Below are 20481 nucleotides of genomic sequence, written 5' to 3'. Positions count from 1 at the left end.
ACTCCCCTAGAGGCAAAGGCTGACTGGCCGAAACTCTTTGTTGTATTTTTTGAAAAACATCGTCGATTATCTGGGGTATTCATCATTTCAAGAAGAAGGAAATTGATGTGACGCGTTATCCACGAGATATGACCGGCTATGGTGGGCAAGTGCCCACAGCCAATTGGCCCAATGATGCCAAAATCGCGGTTCAGATTGTGCTGAACTACGAAGAGGGCGGTGAAAACAACATCTTACATGGTGATGCCGCGTCCGAGGCATTTTTGTCCGAGGTCACCGGTGCCGCCCCTTGGCCCGGCCAAAGACACTGGAACATGGAGACGATCTATGAATACGGCAGCCGTGCCGGATTCTGGCGCGTTCACCAGCTTCTCCAAGACCTCCCCATCACTGTTTATGGCGTGGCCACTGCGTTGGCCCGCGCACCGGCACAAGTTGCGGCAATGCAGCACGCAGGGTGGGAAATCGCCAGCCATGGCTTGAAGTGGATCGAACACAAAGACATGAGCCCAGACGAAGAACGCGCGCAAATCCGCGAAGCGGTCCGTCTGCATACCGAGGTCACGGGCCAGCCGCCGCGCGGTTGGTACACGGGCCGTTGCTCGATGAATACAGTCGATCTGGCCGCCGAGGAAGGCGACTTTGCCTATATCGCAGACAGCTATGCCGACGATTTGCCCTATTGGACAAAGGCCGGTGGCAAAGATCAGTTGATCATGCCCTATACGCTGGACTGCAACGACATGCGCTTTGCGATTCAGGCGGGGTTCACCACTGGCGACCAGTTCGAAAGTTATCTGAAAGACAGCTTCGACATGCTGTATGCCGAAGGCGAAGCCGGTGCGCCCAAGATGCTCTCAATTGGTCTGCATTGTCGGTTGATTGGCCGGCCGGGCCGCGCCATGGCGCTGAAACGCGCGTTGGAGCATTTCATGAAACATGACGGTGTCTGGTTCGCGACGCGCGAACAGATTGCCGATCACTGGGCAAAGGAGAACCCCCCGATGCAACGCTTGCCCCCTTCCGAAATGGACCAGCCCACCTTTGTTGCCGAATTCGGCGGCATATTCGAACACAGCCCATGGATTGCCGAAGGCGCGTATGATCTGGAGCTTGGGCCGACCCATGACAATGCTGCCGGAGTTCACAACGCGCTGGCGCGGGTGTTCCGCACGGCCTCTGCCGAAAAACGTCTGGGTGTTCTGACTGCCCACCCGGATCTGGCGGGCAAGCTTGCCGCAGCAGGTCGTCTGACCAAGGAAAGCACGGCTGAACAGGCCGGGGCCGGTCTGGATATGCTGACGGACGAAGAACGCGCGAATTTCACAGCGCTGAACGAGGCATACACAACCAAGTTCGGCTTTCCCTTCATCATCGCGGTCAAGGACAACACGAAAGCCAGCATTCTAGACGCCTTCAACCGCCGTATCGACAGCGACCGCGACACCGAATTTGCCGAAGCCTGCCGCCAGGTCGAACGGATCGCGGAACTGCGCCTGATCGAGAAGTTCGCGGGATGACGACTGTCCTGAATCTTCTGCCCCTGACGTCCGAGGCCTTTGCGCCATTCGGCGATGTCATCGAAGTGGCTGGTGATGTGGACAAATACATCAATCAGGGCAAGTGCGCGCGGTATCATGACCGCGCCGCGCTGGATTTCCGTGACGGGCGCGCCGGGATCAGCGTGTTTCAGTCCGAGGCGTTCAGCCTGCCGATCAAACTGGACATGGTCGAACGTCACCCGGATGGAAGTCAGGCCTTCCTGCCCTTGTCGGACAAACCCTTTGTTGTGGTCGTGGCGCCCGACGAAGATGGAGTCCCCGGACAGCCTATCGCATTCAAAACAGCACCGGGGCAGGGCGTGAATTATCACCGCAACACGTGGCATGGGGTTCTGACCCCGCTCCACGCGCCCGGGCTTTTTGCAGTGGTCGACCGAATTGGAACCGGGCCCAACCTTCAGGAGCATTGGTTCGAGGAGCCCTTCACAATCACAGAATGAGAAACCTAGCCGGAAGAGGAGCCGGTTAACGTCTCTCAAGGGAGGAAAGACAAAATGTCAGATGCAACCATCGGAACGCCGGAGCAGCTCCGCGATCCGAATTACTCACCACCACTTATCAAAGCGGTCCCACTGGGCATTCAGCACGTGCTGGCGATGTTCGTCTCGAACGTTACGCCAGCCATTATCGTTTGCGGCGCGGCCGGATTTGGGTTCGGCTCGAACAGTCCTGATTTTCCGCAGATGATCTACATGATCCAGATGTCGATGTTCTTTGCGGGCGTCGCCACGTTGTTCCAGTCCATTGGTGTGGGTCCTGTCGGAGCCCGTTTGCCCATCGTGCAGGGAACATCGTTCGCTTTCATCCCGATCATGATCCCGCTGGTGGTTGGAAAGGGCGTTGATGCCATTGCTGTCCTGATGGGCGGCGTTGTTGTTGGTGGTCTGTTCCATGCGTTCTTGGGGCTGTTCATCGGACGTCTTCGATTTGCGCTGCCGCCACTGGTGACAGGTCTTGTGGTGACCATGATTGGTTTGGCGCTTGTGAAGGTCGGCGTTCAATACGCCGCTGGCGGTGTGCCCGCCATCGGTACCGAAGAATACGGCTCGGGCCTGAACTGGTTCATGGCAAGCACCGTGATCGTGGTCACGCTTGGTCTGAAGTTCTTTGCGCGGGGTATGTTGTCTGTGTCGGCGGTGCTGATCGGCCTGTTGGTCGGGTACGCGGTGGCATTTGCACTTGGTCAGGTGAATCTGGGCAATGTTGGCAACGCGGCTTCCTTCGCACTGCCGAACCCGCTGCATTTCGGCATTGAATTTTCGGTCGCGGCGATCATTGGCTTCTGCGCGATGTCCTTTGTATCAGCGGTCGAAACGGTGGGCGACGTGTCCGGTATCACCAAGGGCGGCGCTGGACGAGAAGCGACCGACAAGGAAATTCAGGGCGCGACCTATGCCGATGGTGTCGGCACCGCAATCTCGGGCCTATTTGGCGCGTTGCCAAATACGTCGTTCAGCCAGAACGTCGGTCTGATCGCCATGACCGGTGTAATGAGCCGCATGGTTGTCACCATCGGTGCGCTTTTCTTGATCATTTGTGGCCTGATCCCGAAAATTGGTGCGATTATCTCATCCATCCCGATCGAAGTGCTTGGCGGTGGCGTAATCGTTATGTTCGGCATGGTGGTCGCGGCGGGTGTCTCGATGTTGTCGGACGTGAACTGGAACCGTCGCAACATGGTGATCTTTGCGATTGCGCTGAGCCTTGGCCTTGGATTGCAGCTTGAGCCCGGTGCTTTGCAGTATCTGCCCGGCACATTAAAGGTTCTGGCCACCTCAGGCATCCTTCCCGCCGCCGTCATCGCGATTGTTTTGAACCTGGTTCTGCCCGAGGAACTTTCGGACGAGGCAACCGAAGAGGTTTCAGGTGGTATGGCAGGTCACGGTCAGGGGTCGATTGGACATGACGATCACGTCTAATGATGCCTGAATTGGCATTCCACGTGACACAGTAAAAAAAGCGGCGTGCCGAGGTACGCCGCTTTTGTTTGTTCCTAAATCCTACTGTCAGGATCAGATTTGAGGAACCAGAGGCTGAACGACCAAGCCGCCCCGAAATCGAGGCGGCCCATCGTATGTTCCTGGCTATATAGTTGCTATTTAGCCGCCGTACTGAGGCGCTTTTGCTGAGGGTAGGCAACCGATCCCGGTCTCAGTGCCATGTGTCGATTTACATCCTTGTAAAGAAGATACCGGAACTTGCCCGGACCACCTGCGTAACAGGCCTGGGGGCAAAACGCGCGCAACCACATGTAATCGCCGGCCTCAACCTCGACCCAGTCATTGTTCAACCGGTAAACAGCTTTTCCTTCGAGGACATAGAGCCCGTGCTCCATTACATGCGTCTCGAGGAATGGGATGACTGCACCCGGCTCAAACGTGACAATCGTGACATGCATGTCGTGACGCAGGTCACTTGGGTCGACAAACCGTGTTGTGGCCCATTTGCCGTCTGTGCCGGGCATGGTTGTCGGCTCAATATCGTTTTCGTTGAGGATCAGAACATCGGGCTTATCCAGCCCTTCGACCGCCTCATAGGCTTTTCTGATCCAGTGGAACCGCAGCGTTTCTTCAGCGTGGTTGTGCAGCGTCCATTCACTTGCACAAGGCAAATAGGCATAGCCACCAGGGGTCAATTCGTAGGTTTCGCCTTCGACGTTCAACGTCGCTGTTCCTTCGACAACGAACAAAACGCCTTCGGCCTCGGGGTCGACCTCAGGCCGGTCAGAACCCCCGCCCGGCTGCACCTCCATTATGTATTGCGAGAATGTTTCGGCAAAGCCGCTCAGCGGGCGCGAGATTACCCACAAGCGCGTGTCGTCCCAAAACGGCAAAAAGCTGGTCACGATGTCCCGCATTGTGCCTTTGGGAATGACGGCATAAGCGTCCGTAAAAACAGCGCGGTCAGTCAACAGTTGGTCCTGCGCGGGATGGCCCCCGTGCGGCGCGAAATACTTGGCGTTCATGTATGCTCCTGAAGAATAACCGTTTGCTCTAAAATATGCGCCGGTGACATCCATCGACCACCCACAAAGAGGCGACAGCTCTATTCGAAAAGATTTGAAAGTGCCCGTTGATGCACTGCCAGGACCAAGCAGTATTGCTGAGCGACCCTGAAGGGTTGGCTATTCTGGCGGCCATGACAATTGATCTTCCGGTTGGGGTAGGTCCAACCCGCAACCGTTTCATGGTTATCATCACGGTTGTTATCTTTCTAAACAAAATGGACAAAGTTATGCCAGAAGCCTTCATGCAAAAAATTCAGACGTCACAGCCATTCGATTTGCAAAAAAGCGAAACTAACCTACGATAATGTCGTATTAAGGAATTTGTCGCGCGAAGCTCTTGATGGGCGGCGTGCTGGCATGTTTGAATTTTCGGGCAATCCCGGAGTAGCAAGTTGTTTACCTAAGAAGACAGGTAATTCGGCTTTCCGGAATTTGTTCGAAAGGTGCGTCTCGGTCAGACCGGGGACAACAATAAGCACTAAAGACGACCAACATGGAGATATCAGATGAAAAAATTTGCAACGCTACTGGGAGGCGCATCAATGGCGATCGCCGGGCCTGCTATGGCCGCGGACATCGTGATCGGTGTGCCGAACTGGCCATCGGTGAATGCGACAGCGCATATCCTGAAGGTAGCGATTGAACAGAACCTCGGGCTTGAGGTCGAACTGCAGAACGGTACCAACCCAATCGTTTTTGAGGCGATGGATTCGGGCGCGATGCATGTTCACCCCGAAGTTTGGATGCCGAACCAGCAGAACCTGCACGACACCTATGTGACCGACAAAGGCACCGTTGCGTTCAACCCCAATGGTGTTGAAGCGTTCCAGGGCATGTGTGTCGACAAGGCGACAGCGGATGCCAACGACATCCGTTCGATCGACGATCTGACCAACCCCGACATTGCCGCGCTGTTCGACAGCAATGGTGACGGTCAGGGTGAAGTATGGATCGGTGCGCCGGGTTGGGCCTCGACCAATGTCGAAAAAATCCGGGCCAAGTCCTACGGCTACGATCAGGTTATGGAGCTGACCGAGATTGACGAGACCGTCGCCTATGCGAACCTCGACAATGCGATCAAGGCAGGCGACCCATGGGTCGGGTTCTGCTACACGCCGCACTACGTGTTTGCCCTGCACGATATGCAGATTCTGGAAGAGCCGGCCTATGACGCGTCCAAGTGGAATGTGCTTCAGCCCACCGACGATCCGGATTGGCTTGAAAAGTCCGAGGCCGGTGTAGCCTGGGATCTGGCCTATCTGCACCTGCACTATGCAAAGGCGCTTGAGGATGAATATCCCGAAGTTGCCCAATTGCTGGCCAACATGAAGCTGGATACCGATTCGGTTTCCGCCATGACCTATGCGCTGGTGATCGAAGGCAAAGAGCCTGCTGCCTATGCGGAAGAGTGGGTGGCAGCCAACGAAGATGCCGTTTTGGACTGGATGTCACAGTGAGTGACGCCAATCAGGGCTGAAACTCGGACAGGCCGCCGGAGTTGACCGGCGGCCTGTTCTGCATCGAAGGGACAAAAATGACAGAAACAGTCGTAAAACTGACGGATGTCTGGAAGATCTTTGGCGCACGGGCCGAAGAAGCCATGACCGCAGTGCGGAACGAGGGCATAGGAAAGCCCGAAGTTCTGGAAAGATTTAATTGTGTCGTGGGTGTGCAGGGTGCCACCTTCGAAGTGCCTCGGGGAGAGATTTTCTGCATCATGGGCCTATCGGGCTCGGGCAAGTCGACGCTGGTGCGGCACGTGAACCGCCTGATCGAGCCGACCGCAGGCAAGATCGAAATTCTGGGGCACGACGTGTCCAAGATTTCCGAAAATGAACTGCGGCGCATTCGGGCACAGCAGATCGGGATGGTGTTCCAACATATGGCGCTGATGCCGCACCGTTCGGTGCGCGATAACGTGGCCTATCCGCTGGAAATTCGAAAGGTTTCCAAATCGAAACGCTGGGCGGTTTCCGATCACGCGCTGGGTCTGGTGGACCTGACTGGATATGAGGATCGCCTGCCCAAAGAACTGTCGGGCGGTATGCAGCAGCGGGTGGGGATTGCCCGCGCGTTGGCTTCGGACCCGGAAATTCTGCTGATGGACGAACCGTTTTCGGCCCTTGACCCGCTGATCCGCTTGCAATTGCAGGATCAGTTCAAGGCGTTGGTGGCGCAGTTGCAGAAGACGACATTGTTTATCACTCACGATCTGGATGAGGCCATTCGCATCGGTCACCGGATTGCGATCATGAAAGACGGCGTGATCGTTCAGATCGGCACGCCGGAAGACATCGTCATGAACCCGGCGGACGACTATGTGCGCGAGTTTGTACAGGGCATCTCCAAGCTCAAACTGGTCAAGGCGCATTCGATCATGGAACCCATGGAAAGCTATTCCGGCCCGACCGAGGGCGCGCCACGTGCAGACGAAGGGGCGGATCTGGATCAGTTGATCGACCTGGCCGTCAATACGGATATGCCAGTGATCATCACTGACGCGGGTGCCGATGTGGGCGTTGTGACCAAACCGCGCCTGCTGCGCGGAATTCAGGGGGGCAAAAATGACTGATGCAACCACAGAGGTCAAAGTAACGGCCGCCTCAGATATCGAGGTCGACCGCGAGGCGCTGGACCAGTCCATTCACGATTTCGTCGGGCCGAGCGGTGATTACTATGTCAACGCGTTCCACAAAATCCATGACGCAACCAGCCCGGTTCCGAACACGTTCAACCTGTGGGCAGCGGTGCTTGGGCCTTTCTGGTCGGCGTCGCGCGCAATCTGGGGCATGTTCTGGACCTTCCTGATCCTGGAAATCATCGCGTGGGTTCAGATCGGTAGAGGTGCCTGGGGTAACCCCGGGGCCGACTTGGCCGAGCGTGCCGAGCGCCAGCAGGCCCGCGCGAACGAGTTGCTGGAACGGGCTGGGGAAGCCACGGAAAAGGCCGACATAGACCGATTCACCAAACTGGCTGAAAACATCCAAAAGGCCGCCGATTCCAGCTTTGAAAAGGCTGCTGCTGCACAGTCCGAGGCTGTGGGTATTATGGTCACTGGCCTGCTGATGCTGCTGGTGTTCAAACTGGTGCAGGGGTTTTACGCGGATCGGGTCTATGAAAAGCAGTATTCGAAATGGCGGACGGATCCGGCCAGTACGGAAAGCGGCCGTTCCACGCGCAACACAGTGATGGGTGCCATTCTGGTGGCCGCGATTGCGCCATTGATCGTCTATAAGTTCACGGTGAACGCTTCGTTGCCCCTGTTGGATGCCTTCCCCGAGGAACAGGTGTCCGAGATCATTTTGGGCCCGGGCGAGGGAACGCTGTTTTCTAACCTGGCCAGTTGGATGGAGGCGAGGATTGACGCTGCTGCCGCTGCTGGGGGAGACGTCTTTGACGGGATTGTCGCCGGTGTCCGTTCGGTTCTGGATGCGTTGACGGTGGCGTTGATCGGGTCGCCGTGGCCGGTTGTGATGCTGGTCATCTGCGTGACCGCATGGCGTGCGGCGGGTCCGCGCGTGGCGATCTTCACCGCGTCTTCGCTGGCCTATATCGCCTTGCTGGGCTACTGGGATGTGGCGATGGAGACAGTGGCCCTGGTTGGGGCTGCGGTTCTGCTGTGTGTTGTGTTCGGCATCCCGCTGGGCATCTGGTTTGGCAAGTCCAAACGCGCCTATCGCGCAGCGGAACCTGTGCTGGACTTGATGCAGACGCTTCCGGCCTTCGTCTATCTGATCCCGATCATTGCCTTCTTTGGCACGGGTAACCCGCCGGGCATTCTGGCCACGATCATCTTTGGCATGCCACCGGTGATCCGTCTGACTGCGCTGGGTATGCGCGGGGTTCCGGAAAGCATCAAGGAAGCGGCCGTCGCCTTTGGCGCGTCCAAATGGCAGTTGCTGAAAGATGTGGAAATCCCGCTGGCCTTGCCGTCCATCATGACCGGGGTGAACCAGACCATCCTGATGTGTCTGTCGATGGTGGTGATCATCTCGCTGATCGGCGGTGGTGGTTTGGGCAAGGAAATCCTTGAGGCGCTGCAATACGCCGCCAAGGGTCCGGGCCTGCTGGGCGGCTTTGCAATCCTGTTCCTGGCCATGGTCATGGACCGGATCGTGCAAGGGGCCTTCCGGCGAGAAGACGAGAAACTCTGAACATACTCGCCCCCGGTTTCCGCCGGGGGCGTTTTTCTTTTACCGGGGACAACAATGACAGACCGTTATGAACAATCCATGATGGAAAACCTTTACTGGTGGGGGGTGCCCACCTTGTTCCGCTGCCCGAATGTCGGGCCTGAAGGGCAGGATATCGCGCTGGCTGGCGTGCCCCATTCCACCGGCAATGGCACGACCGAGCGGGATCAGCATCTCGGTCCGCGCGCCTTGCGCCATGTCTCGGCCGTGCAGCGCCGTGTTCATTCGCTGTTTGGGATCGATCCCTGGAACACTGCGCGGATTGCCGATGTGGGCGACGTGCCGTTCCCCAGGGCCAATGACAACGAGGACTGCATCGAGCGCATCACGCAGTTTTACAAAGATATCGATGCAGCTGGTGCGCGGCCTGTTTCGGTGGGTGGCGATCACTCCATAACGGGCGGAATCGTGCAAGCGTTGGGCCGGGGCAAGCTGGCGGGCGGTGAGCCGATTAGCTTTCTGCATCTGGACGCCCACACGGATGTGTTCACCAAGGTCGATCACTTTCTGGGTGCCAAGAAATCTGCGGCGCATTGGGGGGCTTATCTGGCCGATCAGGGGCAGGTCGACCCGACACGATCCATGCAGATCGGTCTTCGTGGCCATCCGCGCAGTCTGGACTGGCTGCAACCCTCATACGACTATGGCTATAACATCGTCACCATGCGCGAATTCCGCCAGCGCGGGCTTGCAGATGTGGTGGCGCAGACTAAAGAGGTTCTGGGTGATCGTCCGGTCTATATCACCTTTGATCTAGATTGCCTCGACCCGACGGTTGCGCCTGCGGTGTCCAATCTGGAGCCCGGTGAGAAGGGCTTCGACATAGACGAAGCCGTCGGCATTCTGCACGCCGCGCGCGGGTTGAACATTGTGGGCGGCGACGTCGTCTGCATGATGCCCACCAAGGACAGCCCCAACAACATCACCGCCCTGACAGCAGCGGCGGTGATGTTCGAGATGATCTCGATGATCGCTGAGAACGTCAGCGCGGCCTAAGACCGCCGCGCATCCACTGCCTGTGCCAGCACGCAGAGCAGTTCGAACATCAGCGAAATACCAAGCCAGGCTGTGCCGCCCTCGGGATCGAAAGGCGGCGCGACCTCGACCAGATCGGCCCCGACCAAATTGACGCCAGCCATCTTGCGAATGACCTGCTGCGCCTGAAAACTGTTCGGCCCGCCGATTTCGGGCGTGCCGGTGCCGGGCGCATAGGTCGGGTCGACGAAGTCGATGTCATAGGTGCAATAGGTCGGTGCCGTTCCGACAATACTACGCACTTCGGTCATGACGTCGTCGATGCCGCGATCGAACAGTTCCTCGATGCGGATGATGCGGATGCCCTGCGCCTCGCCCCATTCGATGTCTTCCGTGTTATAGGCGGTACCGCGAATGCCGACCTGAACAAAACGTTTCGGGTCGACCAGTCCTTCTTCGACCGCGCGGCGGAACGGGGTGCCGTGGGTGAACTTATGACCACCGAAATAGGTGTCGAACAGGTCGGTATGGCTGTCGAACTGGATCAGGCCAAGCGGGCCGGATTTGGCCATCGCGCGCAGGACGGGCAGGGTGGTCAGGTGATCCCCTCCAGCGGTCAGGGGGGTGATGCCGCGATCCTGCAAATCCGAGTAGAACGCGGTCACCCGCTCCAGCGTATCCCCGATATCCACCGGGTTCGGCGCGACGTCGCCGAGATCGGCGCAATTGACCATTGAGAATGGCGCGACCCCGGTCACCGGGTTCATCGCGCGGATCATTGTCGAAAAATCCCGCAGCTGACGCGGACCATGCCGCGCGCCTGGGCGGTTGGTGGTGCCGCCATCCCAAGGAATGCCAACAAGACCCAGTTCAACCTCGGCAATGCGGTCGTGATCCAGTGTCATGCTGGGCAGCCGCATGAAGGTGGGAATGCCGGCGAACCGGGCAAGCTCCATCGCCGAGACCGGCTGAAAAAACGAATTGGTCATGAGGTCCCCATTCTCTGTCGGTTGCGGGTGAGCCTAGCGGCAGAATTGTCGATTGAAAATGGTTTGGCGCGTTCAGATCAGAATGCGAAAGCGTTTGCGGATTTCGGCATCCTGAGCGTCGGTCAGATACTTCGGATGATGCTTGGCCAACACCTCTTTGGCCTTTTCGCGTGCCGCCGACCAAGCGTCTGGTGCGCCTTCTTCCTGCCACGTGCGCGGCTCGTTCCTATCGGCCAGGTCCGGGTAGAAGTAATCCCGCTCCATCGCCGCGTACGTATGCGAACTGCCCAGAAAATGACCGTCTCCCAGAACCGAATGGCAGATCGCGTCGAAGCCCAGGTTTTCCTCAGTCACTTCGATCCCACGCAACGCCCGGTAGGTGTGCGAGTGCATTTCGTTATCCAACACAAAAGCCTCGAAACTGACACCCAATAGCGAGGCAGTCATGCCCGAGCTTTCATAGATCAGGTTGCCCCCGGCCAGTGCGGCAGCCAGCGATGTCATCCCCTTTTCCGCGCCGTATTGCGCGTCGATGGCCTTTGCGTCGGCCATCGACGCCGCCACACCCGAGGGCAGACCCAGCCAGTTGGTGATCTGCGCCGAAGCGGCGTTCAGGATGGCGGTTTCACCGCTGCCCCCGGCAAACGAGCCGGTGCGCAGGTCCACGATGAAGGGCCAGTTGGAAAACACCATCGGAAAGCCGGGCTGGATCGCGTTGACCATGACCAAACTGGCCAGTGTCTCGGCCAGCGATTGCGCCAGAAACCCCGCGAGTGTTGCAGGGGCGGTTGCACCTGCTTGCGCTGCGGTGATGCAGGACATGGGTATGTTGTTTGCGATACATTCATAGACCACGTCCACAGCATCTTCGCCGTAACGCAGCGGAGATATTACCGGGCTGATATGGGCCTTCAGAAAGGGGCGTTTTGCGAACTCACCCGGCCCGCCGGCCACGATATCCAGCATCTCGACAATCGGGGCGACATTCTCGGCCAGCGTGAATGAAGTTGCCACTGGTTTGGTCGTGTTGCGCACCAGCGCATAGACCGTGTTGACATCCAGATCACGTACATCCGGCAGGTCGGTTGCCACACAACAGCGAGTGAACCAGCTGACATTGGCCAACGTGTCCTGCAACCGCGCGAAATCATGCAGATCAGCCAATGTCGAAGGCCGGTACAGACCGGTATCCATGTCCAGGGTCTGTACGGCGGCTCCTCCGGTGCCAAAGAACACGCGGTCGCCGCCAACCTGAATGGATCGGGTTTCGTCCCGACCGTGGAGGGTGAATGTCTTGGCGGCGCCCTGGATTACGCGCTCTACCATTTCTCGTGGAAACACCAACCGACCCTGTTCACCCGGCTGCGCACCAGCCGCCCGCAGATCTGTGGCCAGCCGATCCGGCACCTCGCCCATGCCCAATGTTTCCAGCAGGCGCAGGGCGGTGTCGTAGATTTGTGTGATCTCGGGCTGCGTCAATGGCTTGAACGCGCCGCCCTTTTGACCGGGCGGACAGGGATCGATCACAGGCTTGGCCGCGCGCTGCGCATGCCGGGCCCGCCGACCGCTTCGTTTAGCACCTTCCGAGGACATCCCTTTCCTTTCCCGCGCGTCTTTCGGAAACCCTAATCGGCAAATCCAGTCTACGGCAAAGGGGATTTGCGAATTTCAAAATCCTCAATCGCAGTTTCGATTTTTCAATACAGTCGATGCCTCTGTTGTCGGCTCAGCCCTTTTTTCCGCAAGACTTGTCGGGGACAAGAGGGAGCAGAGCCATGAAGTCGCGCACCAAGGTCGTTGTCATCGGCGGCGGGATCGCCGGATGTTCGACGCTGTACCACCTGACGCAAGAAGGGTGGACGGATGTGGTTTTGGTCGAGCGGAACGAGCTGACCTCGGGCACGACATGGCATTCGGCGGCACAGGTTACGAATTTCGGCATGAACCAGACAATGGTCGGTCTGAAATCTCATTCGATCCGGTTGTATAAGGAACTGGCCGAGGACCCGGATTATCCGATCAACTATCATCATGGCGATGGTGGTATCCGTCTCGCCAACACGCAGGCCCAGATGCAAGGCTATCGCCATTTCGCATCGATGGCACGCGGGATGGATGTGGAATTCGAAGTGATCGACGCCGAGGAATGCGCCCGCCGCCACCCTTTGATCTCGACCGAGAACCTGATTGGCGGGCTGTGGGATCCCATGGATGGAGACATCGACCCGGCCCAGCTGTGTCAGGCGCTGGCGCGCAGGGCGCGCAAAGCCGGGGCCGAGGTGTATCGCAACACCCCCGTTACGGCCTTGACACAACACAGCGACGACACTTGGACCGTGCATACCGAACATGGCGACATCGACTGCGATGTTGTGGTGAATGCCTGCGGCTACAGGGTTAACGAGGTTGGCGCGATGATGGGGGTTCACCATCCGGTCGCGTCGATGGAGCATCAGTATTTCCTGACCGAAGAAATCCCGGCCATCCGAGATGCGGGGCACCGGATGCCTCTGCTGCGCTGCCCGATCAGCGACTATTACTGCCGACAGGAAAAAAACGGGCTGCTGCTGGGGTTTTATGAGCAGGATTGCAAGACCTGGGGGATGGACGGGATCGACCCAAACTTCGTCAACGCCTTGTGCCCGGATGATCTGGACCGGGTGACTGACGTGCTCGAAGGCGCGTTTGCCCGAATGCCCGCACTGATGGAGGTCGGGGTTCATACGATTGTCAACGGGCCGATCACTTATACCATTGACGGCGCGCCTTTAGTTGGGCCGATCCCCGGCAAACGCAATGCGTTCTGTATCATCGGGTTGCGTGCGGGGTTGGGTGAAGGGGGCGGCCACGGTTGGCTGCTGGCCCAGCAGATCGTGCATGGAGAGGCCTGTTATGACACTTGGTGTCTGGACCCGCGCCGATTCACGGGTCATGCGAATGTGGAACTCACGGCGCTGAAAGCAATTGAAGACTATCAGAACGAATTCCGGTTTCACTTCCCCCATGAACACCGCCCTGCCGGACGACCGGCCAAGACGACGCCGTTAACGCCGGTGTTGGCGGCAGAAGGGGCGGAATTCACCGTGGTCAACGGGTGGGAAAGGGTAGAGTACATCAGGCCTTCCCCCAGCTTTTCTCCGACGCTTAGTTTCGATTTTGACGAAACCTTTGATCTGGTCGCGGCTGAGGTGGCAAATGTGCAAACCGGCGTTGGGCTGGCCGAGGTGAATGGTTTCAACCGGATCGAAATCACGGGTGCGGATCGGCACGCATTTCTGGATCGGATGTTCTGCGGCACCGTCACCCGGCGCGAGGGCCGGGTGGGGCTGGGGTATTTGTTGAACCATCACGGCATGGTCAAGGCCGAGGCGACCGTTGCCAACCTGCCCGCCAGCGATCGGGGCCCCGCCCGTCTGTGGTATGGCTCGGCCGCCGCCAGTGAATTTCACGACATGGATTGGCTGGCACAGCATGTTAGGGCCAGTGAAGATGTGCAACTGCGCAGCCTGACTAGCGAACAGACCATTCTGGTGCTTGCTGGCCCGAAAGCCCGCGAAGTATTGTCCGTCTGCGCACGTGGCGATTGGTCCGCCGCGGCGTTTCCGTGGCTCAGCGTGCGGGAATGTTTTGTCGGAATCGCCCCGGCGATGGTTATGGGTATCAGTTTCTCGGGTGAGCTGGCTTATGAAATCCACGTGCCCAACGCCTCGCTTTATGCAGCCTATCTGGCATTGCGTCAGGCCGGGGACGCGCACGGGTTGAAACTGTTCGGCGCGCGGGCAGTGGAATCCATGCGCATGGAGAAGAGCTTTCTACATTGGAAGGCCGATCTGATCACCGAATTTGATCCGTTTGAGACGGGGCTGGATCGCTTTGTGAAGCTGAACAAGGGTGAATTTATCGGGCGCGACGCATTACTGAAACGGCAGGCAGAGGGCGCGCGCAAAAAACTGGTTGCTCTGCAGGTCCACGCAACACAACAGCCTGCGCATCCCGGCGCGTCATTGATGCAAGGTGAGCGTGTTGTGGGCACAATTACCTCGGGCGATTGGGGGCACCGCACCGGGCTCAATCTGGCACATGGGTTTGTCAATCCCGAACTGTCCGATATCGGGACTGAAATGGAGCTGGATTCCTGCGGTCATCGCGTGCGCGCTACGGTCATACCGCCGTCACCCTACGATCCGGGATTCGAGCGGATGCGAGGGTAATTCAGCCCGTCAGTCGACTTCACCATTGCCGCCAGCGCAAAACTTTGCTTGGGTTCGTTTCGAAGAAATCGAAACAATGGGTGTTCGCGGTGTCGAAATCTCTGAGCCTTCGTTGGCTGGAAGTCTTCCGGCTGGTAGCCAAATCAGGGTCGATCCAACAGGTCGCATCCGAGACGGGGCTGTCGATCAGCACCGTCTCGAACCACCTGCGTAGCCTTGAGGGCGCGCTGGGCGTCGATCTGGTCGATCACGGGCGTCGCCCAATGGGTCTGACCCCTGCGGGTGAGGTTTTTGCGCGATATGTTCGCGATGGGCTGACTGTGCTGAAACGGGGCGAGGCTGAAATCCGGTCCGGCAACTGGCAGCATGCAACGGACCTGCGGCTGGCCCTGATCGACGATTTCGACAATCAGATCGCGCCGGATTTATTCCGCTTTCTGGCTCAGGCCCTGCCGCGATGCAGCTTTCGCCACTATACGCGCCCCAGCCACGAGATCATCGCCAATCTGCAAGAGCATAAACTTGACGCAGGCGTCGCCACGCGGCCTTCGGAACGGACGGAAGGGCTGATCGAATACCCGCTGATGCGCGATCCGTTTATTGTGATCCTGCCCATTGGATATCAGGGTACACCCGAAGATCTGCTGACGCCTGATGCAGAGTTGCCTCTGCTGCGCTATTCACGCGACCTTATGATCGGCAAACAGATCGAGATTCAGCTGACCCGCAGCAAATACAACCTGCCCAACCGGTTCGAATTGGAATGCAATCACTCGATCATCGGGCTGGTTGCCGAGGGTAGCGGCTGGGCAATTACGACCGCCGCCTGTTTCCATCGCGCTCAGAGGTTCCACGATAGTCTCAGGGCGATCCCGTTTCCGGGGCGGAACTTTGTGCGCACCGTGTCGCTGTTCACAACCGAGGTGTATCCCGAAACAACCTCGAAACTGATCCAAAAGGTAATGGCGACGCTGATACGGCAGCATTTCACCGACCCCATGAGTGCGAGCCATGCCTGGCTAAAAGACGATTTCCGCACCATGGAGGCCGAAGCCGCCTAGCTGTCAGCAGGCGGCCCGAGGGATTGGCCCTCTACGATATGTGTGGCCAGCCGCTTACCGCTGCCACCTGCCTGGTTTTCAAGCATTCCGATCAGCTCTGATGCGGCCCTGCGGCCCATTTCCCGGTGCGGGACGTGTACGGTTGTCAGGCGGGGCGTGACAATCCGGGCCAGCTCGATATCGTCAAATCCGGTGATGGAGACGTCCCCGGGCACACTCAATCCCATTTCCTGCGCCCGATGCAGGGCGCCCACGGCCAAAACATCGTTGCCGCACAGGATCGCGGTAGGCGGCATATCCTGCGCCATCAAGCCCGAGAAGGCCGCGGCCCCGTTTTCAATCTCATAAGGGGTTTCGATGATAGTCAGGTCTGACAAGGTCAGATCATTCTGTCTGACCGCATCCTGTACACCTTCGATCCGCAGGCGGGCGCGATCATTGCCTGCGCTGATGCCTGAAATCACGCCGATCCTTCTGTGGCCCAAACCGATCACACGGTTTGCCAGTTCGGCCATTGCCGCACGGTTGTCAAAGCCGATACAGGGAAGCTGCCCATCGGGCAGGTATGACCAAGCGACCAAAGTTGGAATTTTCCATCGCTCAAGGTTTTCGTAAATCTGCGGTTTGCGGTCATGTCCGATCAACAGCAAGCCGTCCGCGCCACGCGCGACCAGCGTTCGGATCTGCTCTTCCTCGATCTCCGGTTTGTAGGCCGAACTTGAGACCAGCAGCGTATATCCGTGCTGGTGCAATTCTTCCTGAAACGCCTGCAGGCCACGGGCGAAGATGGCGTTCTCCATCGTCGGAATAATCGCACCAATCGTCGAGGACCGCTTGGCTGCCATCACGCGCGCAGCAAAGTTTGGCACGTAACCCAGCGCGTCTACAGCTGACTGAACGCGCTGGCGCGTCGCCTTGACCACCTGATCTGGGTTGTTGAGGCAACGTGATACGGTTGCGGTCGAAACGCCAGCCAGTTTGGCCACATCATCCAATGTTGGCGCCGATCCAAGTTTCGACATTTTCAAATCCGCCATTCACTTTTGCCAATAAGTCTAAACTTAACCGGGTCGCAAGGAAAGCCGTTATGTAAGCGCTTGCATTTTTCATGTAAGCGCTTACAAATGAGGCCGGACCGATTCCAAAGGGAGTCCTGAGAAATGTTTCTGACCGCATCCATCATCGTGTTCGTCATCTATTTTGCGAACGTTGCCATGGGGGCATTTGCGGGCAGCGCGTTTCTTGGGGACGTAGGAGAGATGTTGGTCCTGTTCGCGGCGTCGATCCTGTTCGTTGTCGCAATTCTGAAAAGGGAAGCTGACCGCGACGCAGAAAGCGACGGCTGACTTTTTTGCTTGGGAGGGCAATTGATGAACAACGACAGAAAAGAACTGGCCTCGGCAGAGCGCCGCAATTTCCTAAAGCTCAGCGCAGGTGGTGCCTTCACCGCCGCACTGGTCGCTGGTGCGGGTGGCGTCCTGTGGTCGTCCGAGGCCGCAGCGCAGACCGCCAAAGAGGAGAAAGATCGCGAGAACGCGGCAGAGCATGTGATGACAATCGCCACGGCCTACGTGCTGGGCGCATCACGCAGCTATCCGATCATGCAGCTGGACCTGAAGGAAAACATCCAGAATGCGACCAATGGCAAGGTTTATGTGAAACTGGCGCCGGGTGGTCAGCTGGGTGCGGGCGGATCACTGGTGCAGAAAGTGCAAGGCGGCACCATTCAGGCCGCGCAGCATTCGCTGTCGAACTTCGCGCCTTTTGCGTCCACGGTTGACCTGATCAACATGCCCTATCTGTGCGGCTCGAACCAACGCTTCACCAATCTGGTGCATTCCGACACCTGGAAAAATGAGGTTCACCCAAAGGTCGAGGCCGCAGGGTTCAAGGCGCTGTTCTATGTGGTGATCGACCCGCGCGTCGTTGCGGTGCGTCAAGGCGGCAATCCAATCGTCACGCCGGGCGATATGAGCGGTGTCAAGTTCCGCGTGCCGGGCTCGAAGATGTTGCAGCAATATTACCGGATGGTTGGCGCGAACCCGACGCCGGTGGCCTGGGGTGAAACACCTTCGGCAATCAAACAAGGCGTGGCCGATGCGCTCGATCCGTCGGTCGGCGCGCTTTATGTCTTTGGGTTTAAAGACATTCTCAGCAACGTGACCTTCACGCAGGCGGTGCCAGACAGTCAGGTCTATTCCTGTAACCTTGAATGGTTCAACTCGATGCCTGCGGATGTGCAGGAAGGCATCATGTGGGGGGCGGAAATGACCAGCCACCAGAACCTGTCCAAAGTACCCTCGGCCCGCGCCTTTGCCATGGCTGAACTGAACAAGGCCGGTGTGCAATTCCAGTCGCTGACAGATGATCAGTTGGCCGAGTGGAAAGATGTCGGTGGCTATCAGCGGTCGGAATGGGATCCGTTCAAGACCGAGTTGGCCGGATCAATGGACAATTTTGAAAAGCTGGTCGAAGCGGCCGGAACGCAGGGCAAATACTACGTCCACGACGCGTAATACCAAGCCGACGGGCGCAGCCAACGTGCCCGCTATCATCCTTAGCAGTCAGGCCGAAACCGGCCCGTAACAGAAGGCCAACGCCTGACTGCTCTTTTGTCGAGGGATACGATGACCGTTCTTCAAAACATAGACCGCAACGCCGAACGCTGGCTGCTGCTGGTGTTCTACGTGATGCTGGTGATTACAATGGCCATCGAGGTTCTGCGGCGAGAGATTTTCGCGTTTTCCTCGATCTGGGGTGAGGAAATCGTTCGCTATTCCTTCATTTATCTTGCGTGGATCGGGGCTGCGGCTGCGGTCCGGGAACGCGCCCATATCCGCATCGACGTAATCATGCATTACTTGCCGCAACGACCCAAAGCGCTGTTGTATATATTCGGCGACCTGGTGATGTTCGTCGTGGCGATCATTGCACTTTACTGGTCGTTCGAGGCGGTCCACGTTTCGGCCAAGTTCGGCTCGGTGACGGACGGGCTGCGAGTGTCCAAGGTGTGGTTCCTGATGGCGGTGCCCACCGGATTCGCGCTGATGATCTGGCGTCTGATCCAATCCTTCCTGCGTGATTTGAAATCCCTTCGTGACGGCACGCCCGTTTTCGAAGGCGACAAGCTGTTTGACTGAGGAGAAACAGAATGCTCTGGAATTCCCTCAATCAAACCGTTGAGCTGGGCTGGGATTTTTATCTGCCTGTAATCATGTTCGTGGGCCTGATCGCGCTTGCGGTTCCGGTATGGGCCGCAATTGGTACGGCTGCGATTGTCATGCTGATTATGTCGGGCGACCTGCCGCTCAGCCTTGTTGGCGAAAGCCTGTTCACCGGCATCGACGCTTTTGCGCTGACCGCCGTGCCGCTGTTTATCCTGACCGGCGACGTGCTGGTGCGCACTGGGCTATCGCGCAAGTTTCTGGATGTAGCCGAGGCGCTGACCTGTTTCGCCAAGGGCGGTTTCGGATCCGCCACCGTTTTGGTCTGCGGCATGTTCGCGGCCATTTCCGGCTCGGACGCGGCGGGGGCTGCCGCAGTGGGCCGCATGACCATCAACCGGCTGGTCGAAAGTGGTTATCCGCGCCCCTATGCCTGCGCGCTGGTGGCCGCCGGTGCCTGTACTGGTATACTGATCCCGCCGTCCATCGCCTATATCATCATCGGCCTTGTGTTGGGAATTTCCGCCTCGACCCTGTTCTTGGCGGCGTTGATCCCCGGTTTGGCCATTCTGGTGTCGATTCTGGTCACCAACATCATCATGAATCGCCTCTATGCCTATGAGGGCGGCGGCATGATGACCATGGGCGAATGGCTGGCCAATCTAGGCAAAGCGCTGAAATCCGGCTGGTACGCCTTTATCGTGCCAGGCATTATCTTTTACGGTATCTTCTCGGGGCGTCTGACTCCGACGGAGGCCGGCGCCACCGCCGTTGTTGTCACTATCATCATGGGCTTTATCCTGCGTACGCTGACGCTGGCCGATTTCCCCTCAATGCTGGTCAGTTCCGCCAAGGTGAACGGCGTTATCCTGCCCATCATCGCTTTCTCTGCCCCCTTAGCCGAGGCGCTGGCGATCATGGGTGTGCCGCAGGGTTTCGTGGCCTCGATCACATCGTTGACCGATGACCCCTATCTGTTGATCCTGCTGATGATCGGCATCCTGATCGCCGCTGGCTGCGTCATGGAAACGACACCGAATATCGTCATCCTTGCCCCCATCCTCAAGCCGTTGGCGGACAATATCGGCATGAACGAAATTCAGTTCTGTATCATGATGATCACCGCGTTGGGTGTGGGTTTCATTACCCCGCCTCTGGGCCTGAACCTGTTTGTCGTATCTGGCATTACAGGCGAGTCCATTCTGAAGATTGCCGCGCGTGCTGTGCCTTTCGTATTAACGATGCTGATCGTGGTACTGCTGATTGCGTATGTCCCGGCGGTGTCGACCACTTTGCTACCTGAAATCTACCAATAGGAC

General features: G+C 58.0%; 18 protein-coding genes. 14 read left to right on the top strand and 4 right to left on the bottom strand.

The features are described 5' to 3' along the window. The first annotated feature begins 107 nt into the window (after window positions 1–107). Genes puuE through ACR0B0_RS15145 form a run of 3 tightly spaced genes read left to right on the top strand, consistent with a single transcriptional unit; the run spans window position 108 to window position 3481 of the window. A complete protein-coding gene (gene puuE / locus ACR0B0_RS15155; RefSeq protein WP_480648505.1) occupies window positions 108–1520 on the top strand; it encodes an allantoinase PuuE in 1413 nt (470 codons plus the stop codon). Further along, window positions 1517–2002, top strand: coding sequence for an ureidoglycolate lyase (locus tag ACR0B0_RS15150; RefSeq protein ID WP_170350893.1), 486 nt, complete (start codon window positions 1517–1519; stop codon window positions 2000–2002). The genes puuE and ACR0B0_RS15150 overlap by 4 nt, the downstream gene beginning before the upstream one ends. A gap of 54 nt (window positions 2003–2056) precedes the next feature. Further along, window positions 2057–3481, top strand: coding sequence for a uracil-xanthine permease family protein (locus ACR0B0_RS15145; RefSeq protein ID WP_170350894.1), 1425 nt, complete (start codon window positions 2057–2059; stop codon window positions 3479–3481). Window positions 3482–3657: 176 nt separating this feature from the next. Here ACR0B0_RS15145 and ACR0B0_RS15140 read toward each other — a convergent pair whose 3' ends face one another. Then, window positions 3658–4527, bottom strand: a complete 870-nt coding sequence (locus tag ACR0B0_RS15140) for a bifunctional allantoicase/(S)-ureidoglycine aminohydrolase (protein ID WP_170350895.1) — start codon at window positions 4525–4527, stop codon at window positions 3658–3660. Between the two features lie 110 nt (window positions 4528–4637). On the opposite strand from ACR0B0_RS15140, the gene ACR0B0_RS15135 reads away from it, so the two are divergent. The 5 genes from ACR0B0_RS15135 (at window position 4638) to ACR0B0_RS15115 (ending at window position 9758) form a co-directional block, all read left to right on the top strand. Further along, window positions 4638–4874, top strand: coding sequence for a hypothetical protein (locus tag ACR0B0_RS15135; RefSeq protein WP_425082068.1), 237 nt, complete (start codon window positions 4638–4640; stop codon window positions 4872–4874). 201 nt (window positions 4875–5075) lie between these two features. Beyond that, window positions 5076–6026: an ABC transporter substrate-binding protein gene (locus ACR0B0_RS15130; RefSeq protein WP_170350897.1), complete on the top strand. Its 951-nt coding sequence runs from the start codon at window positions 5076–5078 to the stop codon at window positions 6024–6026. Between the two features lie 77 nt (window positions 6027–6103). Next, a complete protein-coding gene (locus ACR0B0_RS15125) occupies window positions 6104–7141 on the top strand; it encodes a quaternary amine ABC transporter ATP-binding protein (protein WP_170350898.1) in 1038 nt (345 codons plus the stop codon). Then, window positions 7134–8723, top strand: a complete 1590-nt coding sequence (locus ACR0B0_RS15120) for an ABC transporter permease (RefSeq protein WP_170362101.1) — start codon at window positions 7134–7136, stop codon at window positions 8721–8723. The genes ACR0B0_RS15125 and ACR0B0_RS15120 overlap by 8 nt, the downstream gene beginning before the upstream one ends. Before the next feature lie 54 nt (window positions 8724–8777). Continuing rightward, window positions 8778–9758 (top strand): arginase family protein, encoded by a 981-nt coding sequence (locus ACR0B0_RS15115; protein WP_170350900.1) that lies wholly within the window; start codon window positions 8778–8780, stop codon window positions 9756–9758. Here the strand turns inward: ACR0B0_RS15115 and ACR0B0_RS15110 are convergent. Beyond that, on the bottom strand, window positions 9755–10726 hold the full coding sequence (locus tag ACR0B0_RS15110; protein WP_170350901.1) for an agmatinase: 972 nt from the start codon (window positions 10724–10726) through the stop codon (window positions 9755–9757). The two genes, ACR0B0_RS15115 and ACR0B0_RS15110, sit on opposite strands and share 4 nt — an antisense overlap. 72 nt (window positions 10727–10798) lie before the next feature. Continuing rightward, entirely contained in the window at window positions 10799–12319 is a 1521-nt protein-coding gene (locus ACR0B0_RS15105; RefSeq protein ID WP_480648503.1) for a trimethylamine methyltransferase family protein, read from the bottom strand. A gap of 182 nt (window positions 12320–12501) precedes the next feature. Between ACR0B0_RS15105 and ACR0B0_RS15100 the strand changes: the two genes are divergently transcribed. Together ACR0B0_RS15100 and ACR0B0_RS15095 are read left to right on the top strand one after the other, a co-directional pair. Further along, window positions 12502–14937, top strand: a complete 2436-nt coding sequence (locus ACR0B0_RS15100; protein ID WP_480648501.1) for a GcvT family protein — start codon at window positions 12502–12504, stop codon at window positions 14935–14937. A gap of 89 nt (window positions 14938–15026) precedes the next feature. Next, window positions 15027–15998 carry a LysR family transcriptional regulator gene (locus ACR0B0_RS15095; protein ID WP_170350904.1) on the top strand — a complete coding sequence of 324 codons (972 nt, stop codon included), beginning with the start codon at window positions 15027–15029 and terminating at the stop codon, window positions 15996–15998. Here ACR0B0_RS15095 and ACR0B0_RS15090 read toward each other — a convergent pair. Further along, window positions 15995–17020 carry a LacI family DNA-binding transcriptional regulator gene (locus tag ACR0B0_RS15090; protein WP_480648499.1) on the bottom strand — a complete coding sequence of 342 codons (1026 nt, stop codon included), beginning with the start codon at window positions 17018–17020 and terminating at the stop codon, window positions 15995–15997. The genes ACR0B0_RS15095 and ACR0B0_RS15090 overlap by 4 nt on opposite strands. A gap of 138 nt (window positions 17021–17158) precedes the next feature. On the opposite strand from ACR0B0_RS15090, the gene ACR0B0_RS15085 reads away from it, so the two are divergent. From ACR0B0_RS15085 to ACR0B0_RS15070, 4 genes are all read left to right on the top strand, one after another. Then, window positions 17159–17344 (top strand): hypothetical protein, encoded by a 186-nt coding sequence (locus tag ACR0B0_RS15085; RefSeq protein ID WP_170350906.1) that lies wholly within the window; start codon window positions 17159–17161, stop codon window positions 17342–17344. A gap of 24 nt (window positions 17345–17368) precedes the next feature. Then, complete coding sequence (locus ACR0B0_RS15080) at window positions 17369–18514, top strand: TRAP transporter substrate-binding protein (RefSeq protein ID WP_480648497.1); 1146 nt, start codon at window positions 17369–17371, stop codon at window positions 18512–18514. A gap of 111 nt (window positions 18515–18625) precedes the next feature. Continuing rightward, on the top strand, window positions 18626–19138 hold the full coding sequence (locus ACR0B0_RS15075) for a TRAP transporter small permease (protein ID WP_170350908.1): 513 nt from the start codon (window positions 18626–18628) through the stop codon (window positions 19136–19138). An 11-nt stretch (window positions 19139–19149) separates the two neighbouring features. Beyond that, window positions 19150–20478, top strand: a complete 1329-nt coding sequence (locus tag ACR0B0_RS15070) for a TRAP transporter large permease (RefSeq protein WP_058282850.1) — start codon at window positions 19150–19152, stop codon at window positions 20476–20478. Window positions 20479–20481 lie beyond the last annotated feature (3 nt).

Source organism: Ruegeria sp. BA12 (assembly GCF_056539625.1).
The sequence above is the reverse complement of the archived record's forward strand: the minus strand, read 5'-3'. Positions and strand labels throughout refer to the sequence as shown.